At 37.8% G+C, this 20,581-nt stretch carries 21 protein-coding genes; 11 read left to right on the plus strand and 10 right to left on the minus strand.

Features of this window, described 5'->3' with window-relative positions:
* Positions 1 to 268 precede the first annotated feature (268 nt).
* The gene (locus ACLHDF_RS15770) at positions 269 to 634 is read right to left on the minus strand and encodes a winged helix-turn-helix transcriptional regulator (RefSeq protein WP_413919669.1); all 366 of its coding nucleotides are present in this window, start codon (positions 632 to 634) and stop codon (positions 269 to 271) included.
* A gap of 251 nt (positions 635 to 885) precedes the next feature.
* Between ACLHDF_RS15770 and ACLHDF_RS15775 the strand changes: the two genes are divergently transcribed.
* Together ACLHDF_RS15775 and ACLHDF_RS15780 are read left to right on the plus strand one after the other, a co-directional pair.
* A complete protein-coding gene (locus ACLHDF_RS15775; protein WP_413919670.1) occupies positions 886 to 1,467 on the plus strand; it encodes a hypothetical protein in 582 nt (193 codons plus the stop codon).
* Positions 1,468 to 1,512: 45 nt separating this feature from the next.
* A complete protein-coding gene (locus ACLHDF_RS15780; protein ID WP_413919671.1) occupies positions 1,513 to 1,803 on the plus strand; it encodes a DUF3243 domain-containing protein in 291 nt (96 codons plus the stop codon).
* Positions 1,804 to 1,846: 43 nt separating this feature from the next.
* On the opposite strand, the gene ACLHDF_RS15785 is transcribed toward ACLHDF_RS15780, so the two are convergent.
* From ACLHDF_RS15785 to ACLHDF_RS15795, 3 genes are read right to left on the minus strand one after another with little or no spacing between them, the layout of a single operon-like run.
* Positions 1,847 to 2,032 (minus strand): FeoB-associated Cys-rich membrane protein, encoded by a 186-nt coding sequence (locus tag ACLHDF_RS15785; RefSeq protein ID WP_413919672.1) that lies wholly within the window; start codon positions 2,030 to 2,032, stop codon positions 1,847 to 1,849.
* Positions 2,033 to 2,047: 15 nt separating this feature from the next.
* Positions 2,048 to 4,018, minus strand: a complete 1,971-nt coding sequence (gene feoB, locus ACLHDF_RS15790; protein WP_413919673.1) for a ferrous iron transport protein B — start codon at positions 4,016 to 4,018, stop codon at positions 2,048 to 2,050.
* Positions 4,015 to 4,245, minus strand: a complete 231-nt coding sequence (locus ACLHDF_RS15795; protein WP_413919674.1) for a FeoA family protein — start codon at positions 4,243 to 4,245, stop codon at positions 4,015 to 4,017. Before ACLHDF_RS15795 ends, feoB begins: the two co-directional genes overlap by 4 nt.
* A gap of 175 nt (positions 4,246 to 4,420) precedes the next feature.
* On the opposite strand from ACLHDF_RS15795, the gene ACLHDF_RS15800 reads away from it, so the two are divergent.
* From ACLHDF_RS15800 to ACLHDF_RS15810, 3 genes are all read left to right on the plus strand, one after another.
* Complete coding sequence (locus ACLHDF_RS15800) at positions 4,421 to 4,906, plus strand: N-acetyltransferase family protein (RefSeq protein WP_413919675.1); 486 nt, start codon at positions 4,421 to 4,423, stop codon at positions 4,904 to 4,906.
* A 200-nt stretch (positions 4,907 to 5,106) separates the two neighbouring features.
* Positions 5,107 to 7,482: a YhgE/Pip family protein gene (locus tag ACLHDF_RS15805; protein WP_413919676.1), complete on the plus strand. Its 2,376-nt coding sequence runs from the start codon at positions 5,107 to 5,109 to the stop codon at positions 7,480 to 7,482.
* Between the two features lie 97 nt (positions 7,483 to 7,579).
* Positions 7,580 to 8,431, plus strand: coding sequence for a class I SAM-dependent methyltransferase (locus tag ACLHDF_RS15810; RefSeq protein ID WP_413919677.1), 852 nt, complete (start codon positions 7,580 to 7,582; stop codon positions 8,429 to 8,431).
* Between the two features lie 58 nt (positions 8,432 to 8,489).
* Here ACLHDF_RS15810 and rpoN read toward each other — a convergent pair whose 3' ends face one another.
* Both rpoN and ACLHDF_RS15820 read right to left on the minus strand, forming a co-directional pair.
* On the minus strand, positions 8,490 to 9,824 hold the full coding sequence (gene rpoN / locus ACLHDF_RS15815) for an RNA polymerase factor sigma-54 (RefSeq protein WP_413919678.1): 1,335 nt from the start codon (positions 9,822 to 9,824) through the stop codon (positions 8,490 to 8,492).
* Positions 9,825 to 10,039: 215 nt separating this feature from the next.
* Positions 10,040 to 10,387 (minus strand): winged helix-turn-helix transcriptional regulator, encoded by a 348-nt coding sequence (locus ACLHDF_RS15820; RefSeq protein ID WP_413919679.1) that lies wholly within the window; start codon positions 10,385 to 10,387, stop codon positions 10,040 to 10,042.
* A 343-nt stretch (positions 10,388 to 10,730) separates the two neighbouring features.
* On the opposite strand from ACLHDF_RS15820, the gene ACLHDF_RS15825 reads away from it, so the two are divergent.
* Positions 10,731 to 10,868: a zinc-binding dehydrogenase gene (locus ACLHDF_RS15825; RefSeq protein WP_413919680.1), complete on the plus strand. Its 138-nt coding sequence runs from the start codon at positions 10,731 to 10,733 to the stop codon at positions 10,866 to 10,868.
* A 39-nt stretch (positions 10,869 to 10,907) separates the two neighbouring features.
* Here the strand turns inward: ACLHDF_RS15825 and ACLHDF_RS15830 are convergent, their stop codons facing one another.
* Together ACLHDF_RS15830 and ACLHDF_RS15835 are read right to left on the minus strand one after the other, a co-directional pair.
* Entirely contained in the window at positions 10,908 to 12,692 is a 1,785-nt protein-coding gene (locus ACLHDF_RS15830; RefSeq protein WP_413919807.1) for an ABC transporter ATP-binding protein, read from the minus strand.
* Between the two features lie 16 nt (positions 12,693 to 12,708).
* Positions 12,709 to 14,451: an ABC transporter ATP-binding protein gene (locus ACLHDF_RS15835; protein ID WP_413919681.1), complete on the minus strand. Its 1,743-nt coding sequence runs from the start codon at positions 14,449 to 14,451 to the stop codon at positions 12,709 to 12,711.
* Positions 14,452 to 14,577: 126 nt separating this feature from the next.
* Between ACLHDF_RS15835 and ACLHDF_RS15840 the strand changes: the two genes are divergently transcribed.
* The gene (locus tag ACLHDF_RS15840) at positions 14,578 to 15,063 is read left to right on the plus strand and encodes a DUF6985 domain-containing protein (RefSeq protein WP_413919682.1); all 486 of its coding nucleotides are present in this window, start codon (positions 14,578 to 14,580) and stop codon (positions 15,061 to 15,063) included.
* A gap of 43 nt (positions 15,064 to 15,106) precedes the next feature.
* Here ACLHDF_RS15840 and ACLHDF_RS15845 read toward each other — a convergent pair whose 3' ends face one another.
* Positions 15,107 to 16,657, minus strand: a complete 1,551-nt coding sequence (locus ACLHDF_RS15845; protein ID WP_413919683.1) for a cation acetate symporter — start codon at positions 16,655 to 16,657, stop codon at positions 15,107 to 15,109.
* Between the two features lie 16 nt (positions 16,658 to 16,673).
* The gene (locus ACLHDF_RS15850; RefSeq protein WP_413919808.1) at positions 16,674 to 17,009 is read right to left on the minus strand and encodes a DUF485 domain-containing protein; all 336 of its coding nucleotides are present in this window, start codon (positions 17,007 to 17,009) and stop codon (positions 16,674 to 16,676) included.
* Positions 17,010 to 17,499: 490 nt separating this feature from the next.
* Here ACLHDF_RS15850 and ACLHDF_RS15855 point away from each other — a divergent pair, with 490 nt between their 5' ends.
* From ACLHDF_RS15855 to ACLHDF_RS15870, 4 genes are all read left to right on the plus strand, one after another.
* Positions 17,500 to 17,808, plus strand: coding sequence for a hypothetical protein (locus ACLHDF_RS15855; RefSeq protein ID WP_413919684.1), 309 nt, complete (start codon positions 17,500 to 17,502; stop codon positions 17,806 to 17,808).
* 204 nt (positions 17,809 to 18,012) lie between these two features.
* Positions 18,013 to 18,768, plus strand: coding sequence for an IclR family transcriptional regulator (locus tag ACLHDF_RS15860; RefSeq protein ID WP_413919685.1), 756 nt, complete (start codon positions 18,013 to 18,015; stop codon positions 18,766 to 18,768).
* 31 nt (positions 18,769 to 18,799) lie between these two features.
* Positions 18,800 to 19,627, plus strand: coding sequence for an aldo/keto reductase (locus ACLHDF_RS15865; protein ID WP_413919686.1), 828 nt, complete (start codon positions 18,800 to 18,802; stop codon positions 19,625 to 19,627).
* Positions 19,628 to 19,749: 122 nt separating this feature from the next.
* On the plus strand, positions 19,750 to 20,511 hold the full coding sequence (locus ACLHDF_RS15870) for an SDR family oxidoreductase (protein ID WP_413919687.1): 762 nt from the start codon (positions 19,750 to 19,752) through the stop codon (positions 20,509 to 20,511).
* The last annotated feature ends 70 nt before the right edge of the window (positions 20,512 to 20,581 follow it).

Below are 20,581 nucleotides of genomic sequence, written 5' to 3' on the forward strand. Positions count from 1 at the left end.
TCTACTCCACTCCTTACAGAAATCTATAAATACCTTTTCTGCTTTTTTGCATAAAAAGCAGCTGGTGTAGTTATTGTACCCGCAGTTTGAGGCTCTTAAAAGTACGCACTTTTCCCACAAATAGTGTGGGAAATGATAGTATACAGAAGTATACTAATGAACATATCAGTATTGTAACCGCTTAATTTTCATTAAAAATGCGGATGATATTTAGTAACATCATCCGCATAAAAAAATAAAAACTATGGAATGTAAGGAGTAGTTTCCATTATTTAATCAACGTTTCCGCCTTTTGTTCTTGATTAATCAGCACTGTATCACGATAATTTTTACCCCAATTGTACATTGCTGTCAAAATAGGCATTAAACTTTCTCCTTCTTTCGTAAGTGAGTATTCGACTTTAGGTGGTACGACAGGATAAACTTTACGGTTAACAATCAGATCTTCTTCCAGTTCCCGCAGCTGATTAACCAGCATACGCGGCGTAATATCAGGAATAAGCGATTTTAGTTCTCCAAACCGTTTTGTTCCTTCACGTCCCAAGTGCCAGAGTATCAGCATTTTCCATTTCCCGCCGATAATAGCAAGCGTTAATTCTTTCTCACAGTTAAATTCCTTATTAAGCTGGCTCAATTGCTTCACCCCTATGACCAATAGTATAAAATTTCTTTGAAAGTACTTCTTATTATACCGGTGCTCACAATCCTTTTACAAAAATCCGGCTTGTATCTTGCCATTAAAAAGCTCAGTTTTTTTACTATCTAGTTGTTCTTGAGTAGTGGGAGCTAAAAGGTGGCCTTTAGTCATGTTTTTTATATTCACTTGTTTAAATATAAAAAAAGATGGGAAATCACTGAGTAACAATGCTAAAGGAGGCAGTAAAAATGGAAAGAAGTCGATCTGAATTACAAAACCCTGCTGTAAGCACCAGCGCAGGCATTAACAACGACATAGGAATCAATAACAATCCACAGACAGCTAATAGCCCTACTGCTGTTAGCAATGAAAAAAGCTGCAGCAGCAAGCTGGTAAAAGGTGTTGTTGTTGGGGCAGTTGTGGGTGGGTGCATAACACTACTTGATAACAAAACCCGCTCATCTGTTAAAAGAAGAGCCGTTACATTAAAGGACTCTTCTGCAAACATGATTAATCAAGTAAAAGAGAACCCTCAAGAAACAAAAGAAAAAATGATACAACAAATGAAAAATGCATCCAATCTTTTGAAAGACGCGATTAATGATGCCAAACATTTGTACGAGCGTGTAAATGAAGATTTCTTTAAGCAGGCAGAAGATGTAAAAAGCGTTACGCATGATGCAAAATCGACGGTAGAAGATGCTAAAAGTGATTTACAGCAAATTGGTGAAAAGGTGAAAGATGCAACTTCTGAAATAAGTAAGGACAAGATGACGCCGGACGAAAAACCAGAAGCTGAGCGTGAAAGAACATACCAATCTATTCACTAAAAAGGAGATGTTAACTGTGAGTCAAATGAAGGAACTACAAAAGACATGAATAAAATTGAAGAAACGGTAGATAATTTAGGGTCGGAGAAAAAAGAAGCAATTTTGCAGAATTTTGATACGTTTACTGATTATTTAAGTCAAAAAGTCCATGTCGGTAAAAAGCTCGGGTTAAATGAGGAACAATTAACAGCTGCTACAAAAAAAGTGGCTAGCTATTTAGCCAAAAATGAGGAGCCTCGAAACCGAGAAGAAAAAGTCCTTCATGAATTATGGAAAGTCAGCAGTGAAGAGGAAAGGGAAGTCCTTTCTCATCTCATTTTAAAACTAGTTGCGTAATATTAAAAAAGCATCCCATCTATCAGGATGCTTTTTTAATATATTAAGATGATTGCTTTTGAGCTTCTTGAATCGTTTTATCCCAGTCAATACCGCAATCATCTGTTGTACAAGAAGATTGCTGTCCGCAGCTTGCGCATTTTCCCTGAGTGCTCTTGCGGAAGAACTTTGTCATATGATAAATAGCATATCCAAATATTAAAACCCCAATTAAAATGTTAATAATCAATGTTAGTCACTCCTTTTAAGAAAAACCAAGAACTTTTCCGACAGTGTGTACAAGCAAAGCTACGAGATAAGCGACAACTAAAGGGTAAGCAACAGCAAATGTTGTCCATTTCAATGAGCTGGTTTCCCGTCGAATAACAGCGACGGTTGCTAGACACGGAACGTAAAGAAGAACAAACACCATAAACGTATAGGCTGTTAGCGGTGTAAAGAATGTCTTCATTGTGTCTCCCAGCTTTCCTTCCTGTACTTTATAAATGATGCTCATAGTTGAAACAACTACTTCTTTTGCTAGGAACCCTGTGATAAGTGATGCTACAGCTTGCCACGTCGCAAAACCTAAAGGGATAAATAAAGGAGCAATGGCACCTCCAATAATAGCCATAAAGCTATTTTCCATATCTACTCCAAAACCGCCAGGGCCAGCGTAAGATGATAGCCAGATAAATACAGAGCCAGCTAAAATAACTGTACCTGCTTTACGGACGAAATTTCGTCCTTTTTCCCACGTGCTTCTCCAAAGAGTCTTGGCTTGGGGTACACGGTAAGGAGGAAGTTCGACAATAAAAGTTGATTGTTCATCTTTAAGAAGCGTTACTGATAAAATTTTCGTTACAACAAGTGCTAAAATAATGCCAAGCAAGTACATAGAAAATACCACAGCTGCTCCGTTGTGCACAAAAAACGCGCCTACAAACAAAGCATATACAGGGAGACGTGCTGAGCAGCTCATAAATGGGTTCACTAAAATGGTCATAAGGCGCTCTTTTCGCTGTTCAATTGTACGTGTGGCCATAATCCCAGGTACGTTACATCCAAAGCTAATAATCATCGGAATAAATGCTTTACCGTTCAAGCCGAAAAATTCCATGATACGATCCATTACTACAGCGATTCGAGCCATATATCCTGAATCTTCAAGCAGTGAAATGAAAAAGAACAGGACAAAAATTTGTGGTACAAATACTAATACGCCGCCTACACCTGCAATGATGCCGTCCACAATTAAATCATGAATAAATGGAGCAGCACCAGCTGCATTTAGAAGAGAATCAGCACCTTCACTAAGCGTTCCGCCAAAAAAACCGTCGAGTTTATCAGAAAGCGGAACGCCAATCCAAGTAAACGTAATATTAAAAATAAAATACATTAAGCCAAGAAAAATAGGGAGGCCGAGCCACTTATGTGTCACAATTCGATCAAGTTGATCTGTGAAGGTTAAAGGCGTTTCGCTGCCTTTTATGATACAATCGTTGGAAATGCGTTCAATAAATGCTGTACGCACGTCGAAAAAATGCTCACTGAGCGACTTGTTTAATTTTTGTGCAGTCGCTTTTCGAAGCTCAAGCAGCTCTGTGTAAATTGTTTTCTCTTTTAATGTTGATTCTATTACGCTGTTTTCAGCTAGGAATTGAATGGCAATCCACCTATTAACATCCGCTTTTGTTTGAATGATATTAATTACTTGTTCAGCAGTTTCTCCATAATTCAATTGAAACAACGGAGCTTTTAAATCTTGCTTTAAAGTGGAGAGAAGCTCATTAATTCCTTTTCCATTGCGAGCAATAATCGCAGAAACCGGAATATGTAATGATTGGCTTAGCCTTTCCAAATTAAAAGTCAGTCCGCGTTTTTCCGCTACATCAATCATATTTAAGCCGATTACTAATGGCTTTCCGTATTCCAATGCTTGAATAGTGAGATGCATGCTTCTTTCAAACTGAGAAGCGTCTACGATATTCAGCATACTGTTAAATTCTCCGGTTAACAAAAAGTTAGTGACCACTGCTTCATCGGAAGAAAGAGGAGTAAAGTCATACACACCCGGCAAATCAACTAGCTGGCTGTTTTGTTTCTTAATAGACCCAACTTTCTTTTCGACGGTTACACCACTCCAGTTTCCTACGTATTCATAGGAATCTGTTAATATATTAAATAAAGAAGTTTTTCCTGTGTTTGGGTTTCCTAAAAGTGCAATTGTACTCATGCTGTCTCAACCTCAATTTTAGCCGCATCACGTTTTCGGATGCTAATCATTTGACCTTGACATTCAATGATACAAGGTCCTCCTAAGATGGTTTTTTGTTTCATGCATAGCTCGCATCCTTTTTTTATTCCAAAAGAAAGAAGGCGGCGTTCTAATGATCTATCTAAAAATTCAATGTTTTTAACTTTTACTTTGTCGCCAATACTCACGGTAGTTAAATTCATCATTCAGCACTCCTGTTAATGATAATCATTTTCAATTTGTATCTATCTCGATTATACATAAGGTTCTAAAATCAATCAATGCTTCTAGAGCGTTACGAATAAAAATATATATTTATAACTATATTTTTGGGATGAAATTATGTACGATTTTAGCATCAAATTGTCAGGGGGGATGTGAGTGGATGTAATCATTCGAAAAATGAGAAAAGAAGATATTACGTCTATTCAATATGTCGCAAAGATGAGCTGGTATGATACATATGAAGGAATTATTCCTCGAAGCGTTCAGAATCGATTTCTTTTAAAAGCATACTCCAATAAAAGGCTGCTGAAGCACTTGCACAATTCGTTCGTTTATGTAGCTACTATCGACGAGAAAATCGTAGGGTACGCTCACTTTTTTTTACTGCGAAATAGAGAGGAAATAGAACTAGGATCTATCTATATACTGCCTGCTTATCAAGGAAAAGGGATCGGTTCACAGTTGTTAGGAAAAGGAATAAAACGTTCAAAGGAATTAAAAGCCGTTTACATTAATGTAGAAAGGGAAAACAGGAGAGGTCGTGCATTTTATCATTCAAAAGGTTTTCAGCTCGTAGATGAATTTGATGATGAATTTGAAGGTCATTTATTAAAAACGATGCGGATGAAGCTAATGATTTAAGCCTGGTATTTAGTGTGAACGTTATCTCAAAAAAGCTGATTTTAAACTTTCTGCTAAAATCAGCTTTTAATTCCAGAATAACGATTGACCTTATTCTTGTGAATATGGTAACATTAATCAGAACTTAATGACCATAATTGTTTTTTGGTCAAATGGTCAAAAAGCCAGGCGGAAGTAAGGATTATTGGAGGCTAAAAAACATGAATATGATTAAAGGAGAATGGAAAAAAATCTTTTCCAAACCAATGACTATCGTTGTGATTTGTGGATTGTTATTTGTTCCATTACTTTACAATGTCATCTTTTTATCTGCTTACTGGGATCCATATGGAAAAACAGATCAAATTCCAGTTGCAGTAGTAAATGAAGATAAAGGTGCTACGTTAGATGGAAAGAAATTGAATGTCGGTCGTGATTTTGTTGATGATCTAAAGAAAAACGATAAGTTTGATTGGAAATTTACGAACAAAGAAAAAGCGTTAGAAGGCTTAAAGAACGAGGACTACTATTTAGTTTTAGAAATTCCAAAGAATTTCTCCAAAAATGCAACAACACTAATGGATAAAGATCCTAAAAAAATGAAATTTATCTATCATACAAATGCCGGAAAGAACTATTCAGGCGCTCAAATTAGCTCAAATGCAGTGGCTAAAATCAATGATCAGATTAAAGAAGCGGTCACAAAGCAGTATGCTGAAACGGTATTTGACAGTTTTAAGCAAGTAGCGGACGGTCTTCAAAAAGCAAGTGACGGTGCAGGAGAGCTAGAAAACGGCTCAAAAACGCTGCGAGATAACATGAAGAAATTAGCAGACAGCACGGTTACGTTTGAAGACGGTACAGCTAAATTGGCAAACGGATTAACAGATGCACGAAAAGGAGCAACAGATTTAAATGCTGGTGCAGCTAAGCTACTAAACGGTGCGGATAAAATTAATGAAAACTTAGGCAGCCTAAACAGCGGTTTAGGGAAGTTAGAGAGTGGAAGCGGGCAGCTGTACGCGGCTTCCAAAGAACTTGAAACAGGTGCAGGAAAGCTTAGCACTGGATTAGGGCAATTACAAGATGGGACTGCAAAACTGCAAGGCGCGACACAACAGCTCAATGAAGGAACAAAGACACTTCAAGGGAAATTACCGCAGTTTACAAGCGGTTTAAATCAAGTAGACGCTGAAGTGAGCAGCGTTACGCAGCAAATCAATCAAGCAGAGCAGGAAATTACGCAGATTAAACAGCAGGTCGATTCAAAAAAATCAGAGTTTGAACAGCAGCAACAAGCTCTCATTGACAGCATTAACAGCAACGAGTCCATTCCTGATGAGCAAAAACAAACGCTGATTACAGGAATTAAAAAGTTGACGTCACAGCAGTTTATGGATGAACAGCAGCAAAAAGCAGAACAGTTAAAAGCAAAAGTAGATAAAGTGCAAGAGCTATCTGCGGCTCTTCAAAAGCTTTCTAAAGGCGGGGAAGATATTCAAAGCGCCATTAATAAAATTGCTGATGGGCAAAGTCAGCTGTACAATGGTCAAACAAAACTATATAACGCCCAAACTCAATTATACAACGGTGCTGTGAAATTAGCAGAAGGAGAAAAGCAGTTCAATAATAAATTTGCAGAGCTAAACAGCGGTATTGCTGACGCTCATGCAGGAGCTGGAAAGCTTGCTGACGGGCAGCAGCAAATTGTAGATGGACTTAAGAAGTCTGAGCAAGGAAGCGCAGCGCTAGCAAATGGTTTAACACAGCTAGAAAACGGAGCAACTAAGCTAGCAAATGGTTCTAAAGAGTTAACGAATGGTTCGTCCAAACTATATGATGGTTCATCTAAATTATCAGATGGAACAAGCGAGCTTCATTCCTCTTTAGCAGATGGTGCAAAAGACGCAAAAGATGTTAAAGCGGATGATAAAACATATAGTATGTTTTCAAATCCAACGGATTTAAAATCAGATAAACAAAACAACGTAGATAAGTACGGTGTCGGGCTGGCTCCATATATCTTATGTATTGGTTTATTTGCAGGAACGTTAATGTTCTCATCTGTTTATTCTTTAAAAGAACCGTCTATTCAACCAACTTCAGGAATTTCATGGTTCTTAAGTAAGTTTAGCGTTATTACTATCGTAGGTATACTACAGGCAGCGATTGCGGTTACAGCTCTTTTATGGGGCTTGCATTTAAACGTAACAAGCGTTTGGCACTTCTATATCTTTACGATGATAACAGGTGTGACGTTCTTTACGCTTATCTTGTTCTTAACAACAGCGTTAGGAAAAGTAGGGCAGTATTTAGCCTTTATTATTCTGCTGCTTCAAATTGGCGGCAGTGCAGGTACATTCCCTAAAGCACTTGTGCCGGAATTCTTCCAAGCAATCAATCCATACTTGCCTATGACCTATGCAATTCGCGGGTTCCGTGAAATCATTTCAATTGGTGATGATTTCGGCTATGTATGGCATCAAGCTGGCGTCCTTGGAATCTTTGCAGCAATCTTTATTGTTCTTTCATTAATAATGTTTTATGTTAATGCAAGAAAAGAGCAGCACTATACAAAAGAAGAGTCAGCAGCATAATTTATTTAATAGAAAAAGAGAGTTCCAGTTTAAAAAAGAACTCTCTTTTTCTTTATGTTAGTATAGGTTTACGTATAAAAGAGGGGAATGTGAATGCATGCAGCTTACAAAATTTTCGGTATATGAAAGTGATCAGGTGAAAAAGTGGCAGGAAGGGCTAAAAGAGTGGGACGGTTCAATATCGGAACGGATGATAAATGACCGAGCTGAAGATGAGTTTTGGCAGCAGTATTTAGAAAAAAAGTCTTTTAGTTCAGAAAACGATCCTGTAGTAAAACAGCTTCAACAAGAACTTCTTGCTTTTTTGAATCCAAGTGACTCTGTTATGGAAATTGGCCCTGGGTGGGGAAATTATACGTTTTCGATTGCTGATTATGTAAAAGAACTTACGTGCATGGATTGTTCGCCAAGCATCATTCGCTATTTACGAAAACAATCGGGTGCTCGCACTAATCTAAGGTTTATAGAAGGAAAATGGGAACACGAGCGTCTAATGGATAACTATGATGCAGTAGTAGGGATAAACTGCTTTTACCGTATGCATAATATTGTTGAAGGTCTCCTAAATATGAATAATTCGGCTAATCGCTTGGCTGTTATTGGCATGACAACAGGTCCAGAAAAGCCTCATTACCTAGAGCTACATAGAAAACTTGGGTACGAGATTAAATGGCGCCGTAAGGAATATATTGACTTATTAAATATTTTATATGAACTGGGCATCTACGCAGACTGCAAGCTGATTCCTGTAACCAAAACGGTAACGTATGAGACATACGAAGATCTCATCAGGAAGAACTCGACAAAGGTGCTTTCTAAACAGATTGACAGGCTAGAAACTGAGAAGATTATTTTACAGCATGTAAAGAAAGTGAATGATACATATGAATATACGTATCAGTATCATATGGCTTTTATTTATTGGAAACCCATAAAAAGAACCCGTTGATTTTTATTCAACGGGTTCTTTTTAGCAGTGATAAAGTTGTGGTTTAGGATAAGTAATATTAAAATCGTCGCCTCTTAGAAGAACTTTCAATTCCTGTTTCTTCACGGTATTTAGCTACTGTTCTTCTTGAAATTTGAATCCCTTCGTTGGAAAGAAGCGACATGAGCTTTTGATCTGAAAGAGGCTTTAATTTATTTTCTTCGGCAATTAATGTTTTAATTTTTTCTTTTATAAAGGCAGTAGAATGGCTTTGTTCACCATCGGTTCTTTCTAAAGAATTGATGAAAAAGTATTTTAATTCAAACAGTCCCCGTGGCGTTTGAATATACTTTCCGTTGGTCGCACGGCTTACCGTTGATTCGTGACAGTCTAATTTTTGAGCAATATCTTTTAAGGTAAGCGGCTTTAGCCCTGAGATACCTACTTCGAAAAAATCCTGCTGATGTTCCACAATGGCCTTAGACACGTTGTAAATCGTTGCATTACGCTGCTCAATACTATTGATTAGCCAAGTAGCTTCATTCATTTTTTCCTGCACGTATCGATCGGTTGTTACGCATGCAGAGCGATGAACAAGCTTTTGGTAGGTGCTGTTAATTTTGATGGGCGGAAGTAACTCGCTATGAAGAATGACATGGTAACGGCTATCAATTTTTTGTACCGTTATATCAGGTGAAATGTACTTCGTAAGCGGGATGTGGAAATTTCCTGCTGGACGAGGATTTAATGTCCGGAGGCAGTCCACAATTTCTTGTACTTCACGCATTGAAATAGAGTATTTTTTTGAAATGTTCCGATATTTTTTGCTGGCAATATCTTCAATATCATGTTTTACCACATCGTATAAAAAAGGAGGCTTCGACTTTTTGGCCTTAATTTGAATAAGCAGTGAATCGACAAAGTTTTGGGCGCCCACTCCAATCGGATCAAAGCTTTGTAAAACGTGGATCATATCGTTGACTTCGTCAATTGAAGCGTTCAGCAGTTCGGCTGCCAGCTTTGGCTCAATTGCTAAAAAGCCGTTTTTATTTAAGTTTCCAATTAGAAATTGAACGATATGTTTTTGGTGTGAGTGTAAATGATTTAACATAGAAAGTTGCTCCAATAAATGGCTTTCTAACGTCACAGTTTGATCAGATATATAATTAAACGGATTATACTCGTCATCAGTATGACCTTTGGAATACGAACGCTGCTCCCGATTATAAAATGAATCTTTTTGCTGAGAGTCGCTAGCAGACAGTTTAATTACAGGGTTTTCATTGACTTGCTGATGAAGATAATAAACTAAATCGGCCGTAGAATAATTTAAAATGTTGATAGACTGACGTAATTCAGGTGTCATGGCCAATTTTAATAGTTGTTTTTGGGATAAATCTAAACCTAATTGCATCATTGAATCACCTATCATTCTTGAGTTTTATTCCGACAATTCTGGCTGCATCATTCGACATCATCATATCTGAAAATGTCAAAGAATTCTATAGTGTTGTCAGATGTTCTTACACAGGGGCAAATCGCAAGAAAGAGTAGGAAAATAGATAAAACAAAAACGAATAGCTCCTCACAACAGCTATTCGTTTGTTTCGGCAGAGCCGCTAGGAGAAATTAGTTGCAACTTGAGTTGTTTCCCATTCTTCTATCTCCCCATGCGCACATCATGTTTAAAATTTCTCGTAAGGTTTCGCCTTCTTCACTGAGTGAGTACTCTACTTTAGGCGGAACTTCATTGTATACTTTTCTATTAACTATACCATCTTTTTCTAATTCCTTCAGCTGTTGGGAAAGCATTTTTTTTGTAATAGCAGGCATAGCTCGCTGAAGTTCACTGAAGCGCTTTTCGCCTTCTTTTAATAGGCATAAAATAACGACTTTCCACTTCCCGCCGATTACTTCAAGCGTTGCTTCAACAGGTATATTATATTGGGTTGCTTTCAACGTTAATCCTCCATTCATAAACAGGTATGAAATATGGATATAATAATTTGGTATCCATATACCTAGGTTACCGAGACGGTACCTGGTTACACGAAAGTGCCGTTTTTGTATATAACTTGTATTTATTATACTGAAAAAGAACTTTTAATTGAAGGAAGAAATTTAAAAGGGGAGATCTTGATGAAAGCTTGGGAAGGATCTTGCTTTTAATGATCAAATTGCATTTATCGCAGGACCGCCTAATGTAAACGATGCGATTTCGTTTGCGCATCCGCTATCGTTTCATCAAGTTGCATTAGGGAGTGTACATCAGTCTAATAGCGTAAAAGAATAGCAAAAACTTGCTGACATGGGAGATAGAATGCTTTTGCTTTTACAAGAAAATAAGCTAAATGCTCTCGTGGAAAAAGTTATTTCACTAGACGAAGTGCCGGCAGCATTAGATGAACTGGCGACTCGTCGAGTAAAGGGGAAAATTGTAGCTGTGATAGATAAATAATAGAATGAAAAAGGCAAACACAATGAATGTGTTTGCCTTTTAAATGGTAAACTGCTGCGTGTAAAGCTTGTGGTAAAAGCCTTGTTGCTCTAGAAGCTCGTGATGGTTTCCTTCTTCAATGATTTGTCCGTCTTTTAAAACAAGAATTTGGTCCGCATTTTCAATCGTTTTGAGGCGATGGGCAATCACAAAACTTGTTTTTCCTTTTAATAGATTACTCATTCCTCTTTGAATATCAATTTCTGTTTTTGTATCAATATTGGAAGTAGCTTCGTCTAAAATTAAGATATCGCAGTCAGAAAGCATGGCTCGAGCAATTGATAAAAGCTGCTTTTGGCCTTCACTTAAATTTCCTCCGCCGGCTGAAATAACGGTGTCGTATTGCTGCGGCAGGTGCTTGATAAAAGAATGAGCATTTGCCATTTTTGCTGCGCTTTTAACTTCTTCATCACTGGCATTCAACCTGCCAAATCGAATGTTATCTGCAATCGTACCAGAAAATAAATAGGTATCTTGGAGAACAATGCCGATTCGGTTTCTTAAATCATGGATTTTATAGTCACTAATGGAGCGGCCGTCAATTTTAATTTCTCCGTTTGCGATGTCATAAAATCGTGTGAGTAAATTAATGATCGTTGTTTTACCGGAGCCTGTTGGACCGACTAACGCAACCATTTCACCTTTTTTTGCTGCAAGTGTAACATTTTTTAAAATCATTTTTTCATCGGTATAGCCAAATGATACGTTCTCAAAAGCGACGTCCCCTATAAATTTTGTAACAGAAAGAGCGTTTGGCTTGTTTGTAACGTCCGGCTGCTCATCCATGATTGCAAACACGCGCTCTGCGCCGGCAATAGCCGAAAGAATGGTGTTTACTAAGTTTGCCATTTGACTGATTGGGCGAGAGAACTGACGTGAGTAGTTAACAAATGAAGCGATCATCCCAACTGTAACGCTACCTTGAACAGCCATAAATGCTCCTGCCCCAATCACTAGCGCTAAACCTAAGTTATTAATGAAGTTTGTGACAGGACCTAAAAAGCCTGAAAATGTTTCTGCTTTTGTTGCTGAACTTCTTAGCTGTTCGTTTCGTTCATTAAAAACAGTTAAAAAATCTTTTTCCTTACTAAAAAGCGTGACAACTTCTCCTCCAGAGATTGTTTCTTCTACAAAGCCGTTTAGCTCACCTAAGTCTTTTTGTCGTTTGACAAAATTTTCACTGCTTCTTTTTAATATTTGTCGAACAATTATAACCATTAATGGAATAACAATTAGCGTGATAATTGCAAGAATCCAGTTGAGCGAGAACATTGCGATGGTAATGCCAATTAAAGACAAAATAGAAGACAGAGCTTGAATAACACTTTGACTCAGAGCGTTGTTTAGATTATCAATATCATTCGTGACTCTGCTCATTAACTCTCCGTGAGCTCGCTTGTCAAAGAAGCGGAGGGAGAGAGTCTGAAGCTTTGCAAACAAATCTTGGCGGAGCATTCCAATAGTCGTAAACGAAACGTTCACCATTAAATAGGTTTGTAGCCATGTTAATAAAGATGTTGTAATGTAAATTCCTGCTAGAGTGAGTGACATTCGTACCGTTCCGCTGATATCTTTAGGAATAATATGCTCATCAATAATAACCCCAATTAAATAAGGGCCTAATAAATTAAGCAGGGAAGTCACAATGACTAAGATAATCGCCGCCACAAGCGGAGGTTTTCGTTTCCCCATATATGACCAAATTCTGTGCAGTGTTTTTTTAGCATTCTTTGGCTTAACTACAGGGCCTTTCACCATTCCTCTGGGACCGCGAATAGAGCTCATTTGATTTTTGCCTTGATTATTCACTAGGCAACACCTCTTTTCCGCCTTGTGCAAGATAAATGTCGTAATAAAGAGAGCGATGGCGAAGCAGTTCTTCATGAGTCCCTTGTTCAGCAATTTTTCCTTCATCCATGACGATAATATGATCAGCGTGGAGAAGAGACGAAATTTTAGATGCAATGATAATGACGGTCGCATCAGCAAACTCTTCTTTTAAATGTTTTAGTACCTGCGCTTCTGAGACAGCATCCAACGCCGAAGTTGCATCATCAATGACGAGAATAGCAGGCTTTCTAACAAATGCACGAGCGATTGAAAGGCGCTGCTTTTGCCCTCCTGATAAATTGGTAGCTCCTCGCGTTAAAGGATACTCATATTTCTCTGGGAGTTTTTCAATAAACTCCGTTGCGCATGCAAAAGCCGCAGCATCTTCAATTTCTGAGGAAGAAGCATGATCTTTTCCCATTCGAATATTCATATCAATCGTACCGGTAAACAGCGTAGCTTTTTGAGGAATAAACCCAATGGATGAGCGAAGCTCTTTTACGTCATAGTCCGTAATGTTTTTTCTATCTACGAAGATTTGGCCGTCATCAGGATCATATAAGCGAGAAATAAGCTTTGCAAGCGTGGATTTTCCGCTCCCAGTAGAGCCGATAATGCCAATGGTTTCCCCATGTCTAGCAGTAAATGAAATATCTTTTAAAACGTTTTCGCCATTTTTACTGTAGCTGTATGTAACGTTTTGAAACGATAGATCACCTTTAAGTCTGTTGATTTGAGCAGCAGAGTTTGCTGGAGGAATGTCTATCTTTGTCTTTAAAACATGATCGATTCGTTCAGCTGAAGGGAATGCACGTGTAATTTGCATCAACACCATGCTGCTTGACATAAGTCCGTTTAAAATAATCGTTAGGTAATTGATAAAAGCTAAAATCACACCTGCTTCAATTTTGTCTGCCTCAACTTGAAGTCCTCCGAGCCATAGAGTAGCTACCATTCCGATATTTACCACAAATAAAATAACGGGGATTAAAAGAGAGATAAGTTGAACAGCACTCATATTAGCTCGTGTCAAGGAGTTGTTTGCTTCTTTAAACTGATTGATTTCATATGATTCTCTTACATACGCTTTTACTACACGCATCCCTGATAAATTCTCTTGAACTTTTGTGTTTACACGATCAACTCTTTGCTGAACTTTTTTGAAAAGTCTTCCAGATTTCGTGATTACAAACCAAATGCATAAAAATAAAATAGGCACGACCACGACAATGATAGGAAACAAAGAACGAGCGGTTAATAATACAATAACGATACTTCCTGCAAAAAGTAGAGGACCTCTAACTAATACTTTTAGCGTCATATTCAATGCGTTTTGAACACTCGTTACATCATTTGTCATGACAGTAATTAAGTGACCAGTCCCTAGTTTGTCTCTGTTGCTGTTAGAGAGGTTTTCAATCTTTTCAAAAAGCGATTTGCGAATATCAGTAGAAAAGTTTACTGCCGCTTTTGTACTAAAGATGGCGCAGGCGATACCAGCAGCTAAGCCGACTATAGCTAACATGAGCATAAGGATGCTTCGAGTAATAACATAAGTTTGATTGTTGTTTGCAATGCCATAATCAATGATATGCTGCATGATAGTAGGCTGAAGAAGGTCAGCTAACACTTCAATTACCATCAATAGCGGGGCAAAAAGCGCGAGCCATTTGTAAGGTTTCAAGTAAGGGTACAAAGATTTAATTGTATTCACACATTGTGGCACTCCTTTCTGTAAAAAATATGGTAACATAGAATAAGTTTAAAAGTTTGTTTCAAGCACCATTAATTATACGCCAGTGCAAGCAGAAATCCACTTTTTGAGAGGGTCAGATATGCAATGAGTCAAACATTACGAGTACACCATCCACTTTTTGGATCTTTGTTATATGACTCGGGCTGGGTTGGAGAAAAACAGGTCACTTTCTTTGGACAAAAACAACACGTGTTGTTGACAATTGATGGAGATAAAGAGAAGCCATTTCAAAAACAACAAGAAGAGGCCTTTAAAGGATTTTGGCTTCAAGGTGAATTATTGTTAAAGAGGACAGAAAAAGCTCTTTTTGATTATTACCAACAGGTACGAGATGAGTACAGAACTCAAGTTGAAAAAGACGTGGTAGACTTACTAGTTCCGAATGTTGAAAATCGAAAAGACATCGGTGTTTTGGTTGAGTGTATTCAAATTTTTGTACCTGAAGTACCTCATGATACAAGAGAACTTGGGCTGTTTTTTGAATGCACGTGGGAAGAAGAGCATATGTTAGCTGTAAAGTTTAGAAATGAACAAATTGCCGCTGCTGGCTTGCAAGAGGATTTATTCTAGTAAAAAAAGCCTTGAAGCAAACTGCTTCAAGGCTTTTTCGCAATTAATGTTTAACGGGCTTTTCGATTCCCATACCTGTATTTGCTTTTACTAAAATCTCATCAAATTTCTTTTCGTCTGCTTTTTTAGAGGAAAGAAGTGTTCCTATAAAAGCAGCTAAGAAGCCTAGAGGAATAGAGATAATACCAGGATTTGTTAGCGTGATGAGCGGTTCACCTACAAAGATAGCGGCTCCCGGCTCAGGTGCCCACACATTTGGACTAATGGCGACTAAAAACAATGAGCTGAATAGCCCAACTAACATGCCGGTAACTGCTCCTGCTGTATTAAAGCGTTTCCAAAAAATAGTGAGGAGAATAATTGGCAAGTTAGCGCTCGCTGCTACTGCAAACGCAAGTGCCACTAAAAATGCCACGTTCATGTTTTGAGCAAATAATGCAAGAATAATAGATAGGATGGATACCCCAATAGAAGCCCATCGTGCCGCTACTACTTGTTCTTTTTCAGTAGCAGCTCCTTTACGCAAAATATGGCTATAGAAGTCATGCGCGAATGCTGAAGCTGCTGAGAGCACTAGTCCAGCTACAACAGCTAGAATCGTGGCAAATGCTACAGCTGAGACAAATGCAAAAAGAAAATCTCCACCAAGAACTTGAGCGAGAAGAGGAGCTGCCATATTTCCTGCTGCATTTGCTTTGATAATATCATCGTATCCTACGAATGCAGCAGCTCCGAATCCTAAAAAGATCGTCATAATGTAAAAGGCGCCAATGATCCACGTTGCATAAATAACAGACTTTCGTGCAGTGATGGCATCTTTTACTGTAAAGAAACGAATAAGAATATGAGGCAAGCCTGCTGTACCAAGAACAAGAGCTAAATTCAATGAAATCATGTCTAGCGGATTTTTGAATTTATTGCCCGGGTTTAAAAAGCCGTCACCAAGAGGAGTTGCGGTTTTCATCTCCGAAAACATTTTTGCTAAGCTAAAGTCAAATTTTGAAAATACAATAATGGAAATAATGAACGTGCCAACCATAAGAAGCAAGGCTTTGACAATCTGTACCCAGCTAGTCGCCGTCATTCCTCCAAATACAACGTAAACCGTCATCAGAACGCCAACGATCAAGACAGAGTACACATAATCTAGACCAAGTAATAAATGAATTAATGCTCCTGCTCCAACAAGCTGCGCAATCATGTAAAAAATGGAAATGGTAATCGTGTTTAATGCAGCAACTCCCCGAACTTTCTTTTCGTTAAAACGGGCTGCTATCATGTCTGCCATCGTGTACTTTCCTAAGTTGCGGAGTGGTTCAGCTACAATGTATAACACAACCAAATAGGCAACTAAAAAGCCAATGCTGTAAAAAAAACCGTCAAATCCAGAAAGCGCTACCATTCCTGCTATACCTAAAAATGATGCAGCAGACATATAATCTCCAGCAATCGCCATTCCGTTTTGCCAGCCGCTTAAACTTCCGTCTGCTGTATAAAAATCACTGGTCGTTTTTGTCCGCTTTGATGCCATATACGTAATAATTAGTGTAAGACCTACGATGGCTAAAAAAAGTGAAAAAGCTAGTACGTTCATTCGTTCAACCTCCTATTCAATTTGCGGCTTCTTTTTTAATTGTGTTAACAAGTTCATCAAATTTTGCGGCTCTTTTTGTGTACAAGATGCATAGGGTCCAAGTCATTACAAACTGTGCAAAAGCAAATACCCATGCCCAAGTCATAGAAGCAAAAGCTGGTTTGTTTAAGACAGTTGTGTAAGCCGTTAAGATAGGCAGAGTAAAATAAAAAGCAAGAAAAAACAGAGAGAGCGGTAAAATAAAATTGCGCTTTTGTTTCAAAAGCTTTTGAAAAGAAGCAGACTGTACAATTTCTGTGTAATCAGGAGAGGAAGAAGCAGTGTTTACCTTCTTTAAAGAATTTTCATTCATCGCCAAGCGAAATTCCCCCTTTGATAATAAATAGATGAAGCTAAATGCTTCATGTCACTTGAATTATATTATTTTCGGAATAAAAAGTAAATTCTGTCTTTTTACGAGAATGGTAACGTTGGAAGTTTTTTAATTTACTAAAGGTTCAAACTAAATAAATACTACCATAATAAAAAACGAACAGCATTCAATATAAAAGAAAAATCATTTAAAAAAGGAATGTTTAAATTAATTCTTAGTTTCTTCTACATATAAGGCTTCTCGTTATTATCTAAAGGTTATTTTTTTATTTAGTCTTTTGAAAAGTAAGAGAAGATGATGATAAAATCATAAGCACCCAATAATGTTAGATAGGAAATGAGTAGAGAAAATCCAGTGTTCTTTTAAAATGGTTATAAATAGACAAGGTATTATGAAAGATTTTCATATGGATATCATTTACAATAAACAAACGATGTGACTACTTATATAAAAGAGAAAAGGTGAAATAATGGCATTTGGAATCAAACGCTCAGAACTAAACGCATGGAAAGCAGCTGTTAAGCGAGGAGAGATTGCATTTTTAACTCATTACTGGCTTGATGAGCGTTTTCCAAATGCAACTACTGTAACAAAAGTAGGTTGCGGTGACTTAAATAAGCTGATTAAGTGGGGAGAAAAGTATGATATTCCCGCTAAGTATATCGATAATCGATCCGGCTACCCTCATTTCGATCTACTGGGTGAGCGTCAGAAAGAAATTATGAAAAAGGAAAATCAGCTGGAGCAGCTGAAGCGATTTGAAGAAGTTAACGAGTGATATACAAGGAAATGTAAAAAAATTCTATTGTTAATTTTTTTTTATGTTTAAATAGAAAAAACAGTGGAATAGATTAGAAAGAACAATTACGTCATATATTCTCTCATATAGGGAAATGAACTTAAAAAAGATTCCTTATTTGATACAATAAAAAGCTCTGTTTTATAATAAAATTGTTGTTCGGATAAAAGGAGGAAGAAGGGCATGTCCGAGGTTGGAACTTTAAAAAAAGGATTAGATATCTTCTCTTTGCTTTTAAACCGTCCGAATATGACTATTCCAGAAATGATGGAAGCGCTCGGTTTTAATAAGAGTACGATGTATCGTCTAGTAAGCACGCTCGAACAAAACGGATTTATTGTAAGAAACCCGTCTAACCGCTATACGGTTTCACCACAATTGGTATTGACACTCGTACAAAATACGATGCATACGAACTATGAAATGAATTGGCTCTCTGTCCCTGCTATGCAGAAGCTGAGTGAAGAGACCAATGAGACTATTTACGCGGGAATTCTCCATCATAAACAAATGGTTACAACTCAGGTGGTGAATGGGCAATATAGCACTCGTACGCATTCTGAAGTAGGAAATAAAAAGCCGCTTCATGCAAATGCTATTGGTAAGTGTATTCTTGCTTATCAAGAGGGCAGCGTGCAAAAATCTATTCTTAACGAACTTTCGCTTGAAGCATATACCAATCGAACAATCACCGAATTGGACGAGCTGGAAGCTGACTTAGCTTTAAGTAAGGAAAGAGGCTATGCGATCGACAATGAGGAAAGGGAACTTGGCGTTCGCTGTATTGCAGCCCCTATTTTCAAAAAAGGAAAAATAATGGCCGCTATTGCTTTATCAGGTCCATCTGTTCGTATTTCACAAGAGAAAGACGAAGAACATGCTGCACTTGTTAAACAATGCGCAGAACAAATTTCACAAGCAATTACTCTTTATGAATAATTCAATAATAAAAAAGGAGCTGAACAGTAACATGGAAAACTTACAGTCAACCACGACTTTAGCAAACGGCGTTAAAATGCCTTGGTTAGGTCTAGGCGTTTATAAAGTAGAAGATGGTCAAGAAGTTGTAGATTCAGTTAAATATGCAATCAAAGCTGGATACAAAAGCATTGATACGGCTAAAATTTATGAAAATGAAGAAGGCGTTGGACAAGCCATCAAAGAATCAGGCGTTTCTCGCGAAGAATTATTTATTACATCAAAAGTGTGGAATGCAGATCAAGGATATGACACGACTCTCCAAGCGTTTGAAACAAGCTTAAATAAATTAGGTCTTGATTATTTAGATTTATACTTAATTCACTGGCCGGTTGAAGGTCAATATAAAGATACGTGGAAAGCACTTGAAAAGCTTTATAAAGATGGGAAAATTCGTGCAATTGGGGTGTCGAACTTCCAAGTTCATCATTTAGAAGACTTAATTGCAGACGCAGAAATTAAGCCGATGGTAAACCAAATTGAATTTCATCCACTTTTAACCCAAACAGAAGTGCGTGAATACTGTAAAAAACAAGGAATTCAAGTGGAAGCTTGGTCACCGCTTGCACAAGGTGAGCTACTTGATAATGAAGTGTTAACTCAAATTGCTGAAAAACACGGAAAATCAACTGCTCAAGTTATTTTACGTTGGGACTTGCAAAACGAAGTAGTAACCATTCCTAAATCAACAAAAGAACATCGTATTATCCAAAATGCAGACGTATTTGATTTTGAATTAAATGCAGAAGAAGTTGAAAGAATTAACGCATTAAATCAAAACCATCGCGTAGGTCCAGATCCGGATAACTTTGACTTTTAATTTTAAAACAAGAGTAAAACGTTTCATAAGATAAATAATAAACAAAGCGCTATTGTTACTCATGCAGTAGCGTTTTGTTTATTAAAAAAGTAAATGTGATGGTTGAATGAGGAGGAAGAGTAATGAAAATGTCAGGAAACACCATTCTAATTACGGGCGGAGCGTCAGGGATTGGGCTGGCGCTCGCAGAACGGTTTTTAAATGAAGGAAATCAAGTTATTATTTGTGGCAGACGAGAATCAAAGCTCCAAGAAGCAAAAGAAAAATTCCCTTCACTACATACAAAAGTGTGTGACGTATCAATAGAAGAAAGCAGAGTGGAGTTAGTAAAATGGGCGACCGAAACATTCCCAAAATTAAATGTTATCGTTAATAATGCAGGTATTCAGCAGCGCGTAAATCTTTTACGCATGCAGGAAGAGTGGCAGTACTATGAAAAAGAACTAATGAGTAATGTGAGTGCACCTATTCATTTGACTTCGTTATTGCTTCCTCATTTCGTTCAACAAGAACGTGCAGCGGTTATTAACGTAACGTCCGGGCTGTCTCTAACACCTGGAGTATGGGTGCCAATCTACAGCGCAACAAAAGCGGCGTTAAGGTCGTTTACGATTAGTTTAAGACATCAAGTAGAAGAAACAAATACTGATGTAATAGAAATTCTTCCTCCAGCCGTGAACACGGATTTAGGAGGACCGGGACTTCATACATTTGGAGCACCTCTTGCTGACTTTGCTGATTCAATATTTGAAGAACTGAAACAGGGTAAGGTCGAAATTGGCTATGGAGATAGCGCTAAGAGGCTTCATGCTTCCAAAGAGGAAATTGAGAAAGCTACAGCACAGGCTTGGAGAGGATTTTTGAAAAATAATCCTGAATTTTAAAGGTAGGAAACAATCAGGGTTTTAAACCCGTCAGTAGCAGGTAATAAAAAGCGTGCGTCCATAAAATAAA

Origin of the sequence: Priestia megaterium (assembly GCF_046599315.1) — a bacterium.
Lineage (GTDB): Bacteria > Bacillota > Bacilli > Bacillales > Bacillaceae_H > Priestia > Priestia megaterium_F.

Coding starts and splice junctions, on each gene's coding strand:
- ACLHDF_RS15830 (WP_413919807.1), bottom strand. CDS start 12,692: ATGAGCTCTATTCGCGGTCCCAGAGGAATGGTGAAAGGCCCTGTAGTT.
- ACLHDF_RS15845 (WP_413919683.1), bottom strand. CDS start 16,657: ATGAACGTACTAGCTTTTTCACTTTTTTTAGCCATCGTAGGTCTTACA.
- ACLHDF_RS15840 (WP_413919682.1), top strand. CDS start 14,578: ATGAGTCAAACATTACGAGTACACCATCCACTTTTTGGATCTTTGTTA.
- ACLHDF_RS15805 (WP_413919676.1), top strand. CDS start 5,107: ATGAATATGATTAAAGGAGAATGGAAAAAAATCTTTTCCAAACCAATG.
- ACLHDF_RS15870 (WP_413919687.1), top strand. CDS start 19,750: ATGAAAATGTCAGGAAACACCATTCTAATTACGGGCGGAGCGTCAGGG.
- ACLHDF_RS15795 (WP_413919674.1), bottom strand. CDS start 4,245: ATGATGAATTTAACTACCGTGAGTATTGGCGACAAAGTAAAAGTTAAA.
- ACLHDF_RS15860 (WP_413919685.1), top strand. CDS start 18,013: ATGTCCGAGGTTGGAACTTTAAAAAAAGGATTAGATATCTTCTCTTTG.
- ACLHDF_RS15810 (WP_413919677.1), top strand. CDS start 7,580: ATGCAGCTTACAAAATTTTCGGTATATGAAAGTGATCAGGTGAAAAAG.
- ACLHDF_RS15780 (WP_413919671.1), top strand. CDS start 1,513: ATGAATAAAATTGAAGAAACGGTAGATAATTTAGGGTCGGAGAAAAAA.
- ACLHDF_RS15820 (WP_413919679.1), bottom strand. CDS start 10,387: ATGAATGGAGGATTAACGTTGAAAGCAACCCAATATAATATACCTGTT.
- ACLHDF_RS15865 (WP_413919686.1), top strand. CDS start 18,800: ATGGAAAACTTACAGTCAACCACGACTTTAGCAAACGGCGTTAAAATG.
- ACLHDF_RS15825 (WP_413919680.1), top strand. CDS start 10,731: ATGCTTTTGCTTTTACAAGAAAATAAGCTAAATGCTCTCGTGGAAAAA.
- rpoN (WP_413919678.1), bottom strand. CDS start 9,824: ATGCAATTAGGTTTAGATTTATCCCAAAAACAACTATTAAAATTGGCC.
- ACLHDF_RS15855 (WP_413919684.1), top strand. CDS start 17,500: ATGGCATTTGGAATCAAACGCTCAGAACTAAACGCATGGAAAGCAGCT.
- feoB (WP_413919673.1), bottom strand. CDS start 4,018: ATGAGTACAATTGCACTTTTAGGAAACCCAAACACAGGAAAAACTTCT.
- ACLHDF_RS15850 (WP_413919808.1), bottom strand. CDS start 17,009: ATGAATGAAAATTCTTTAAAGAAGGTAAACACTGCTTCTTCCTCTCCT.
- ACLHDF_RS15775 (WP_413919670.1), top strand. CDS start 886: ATGGAAAGAAGTCGATCTGAATTACAAAACCCTGCTGTAAGCACCAGC.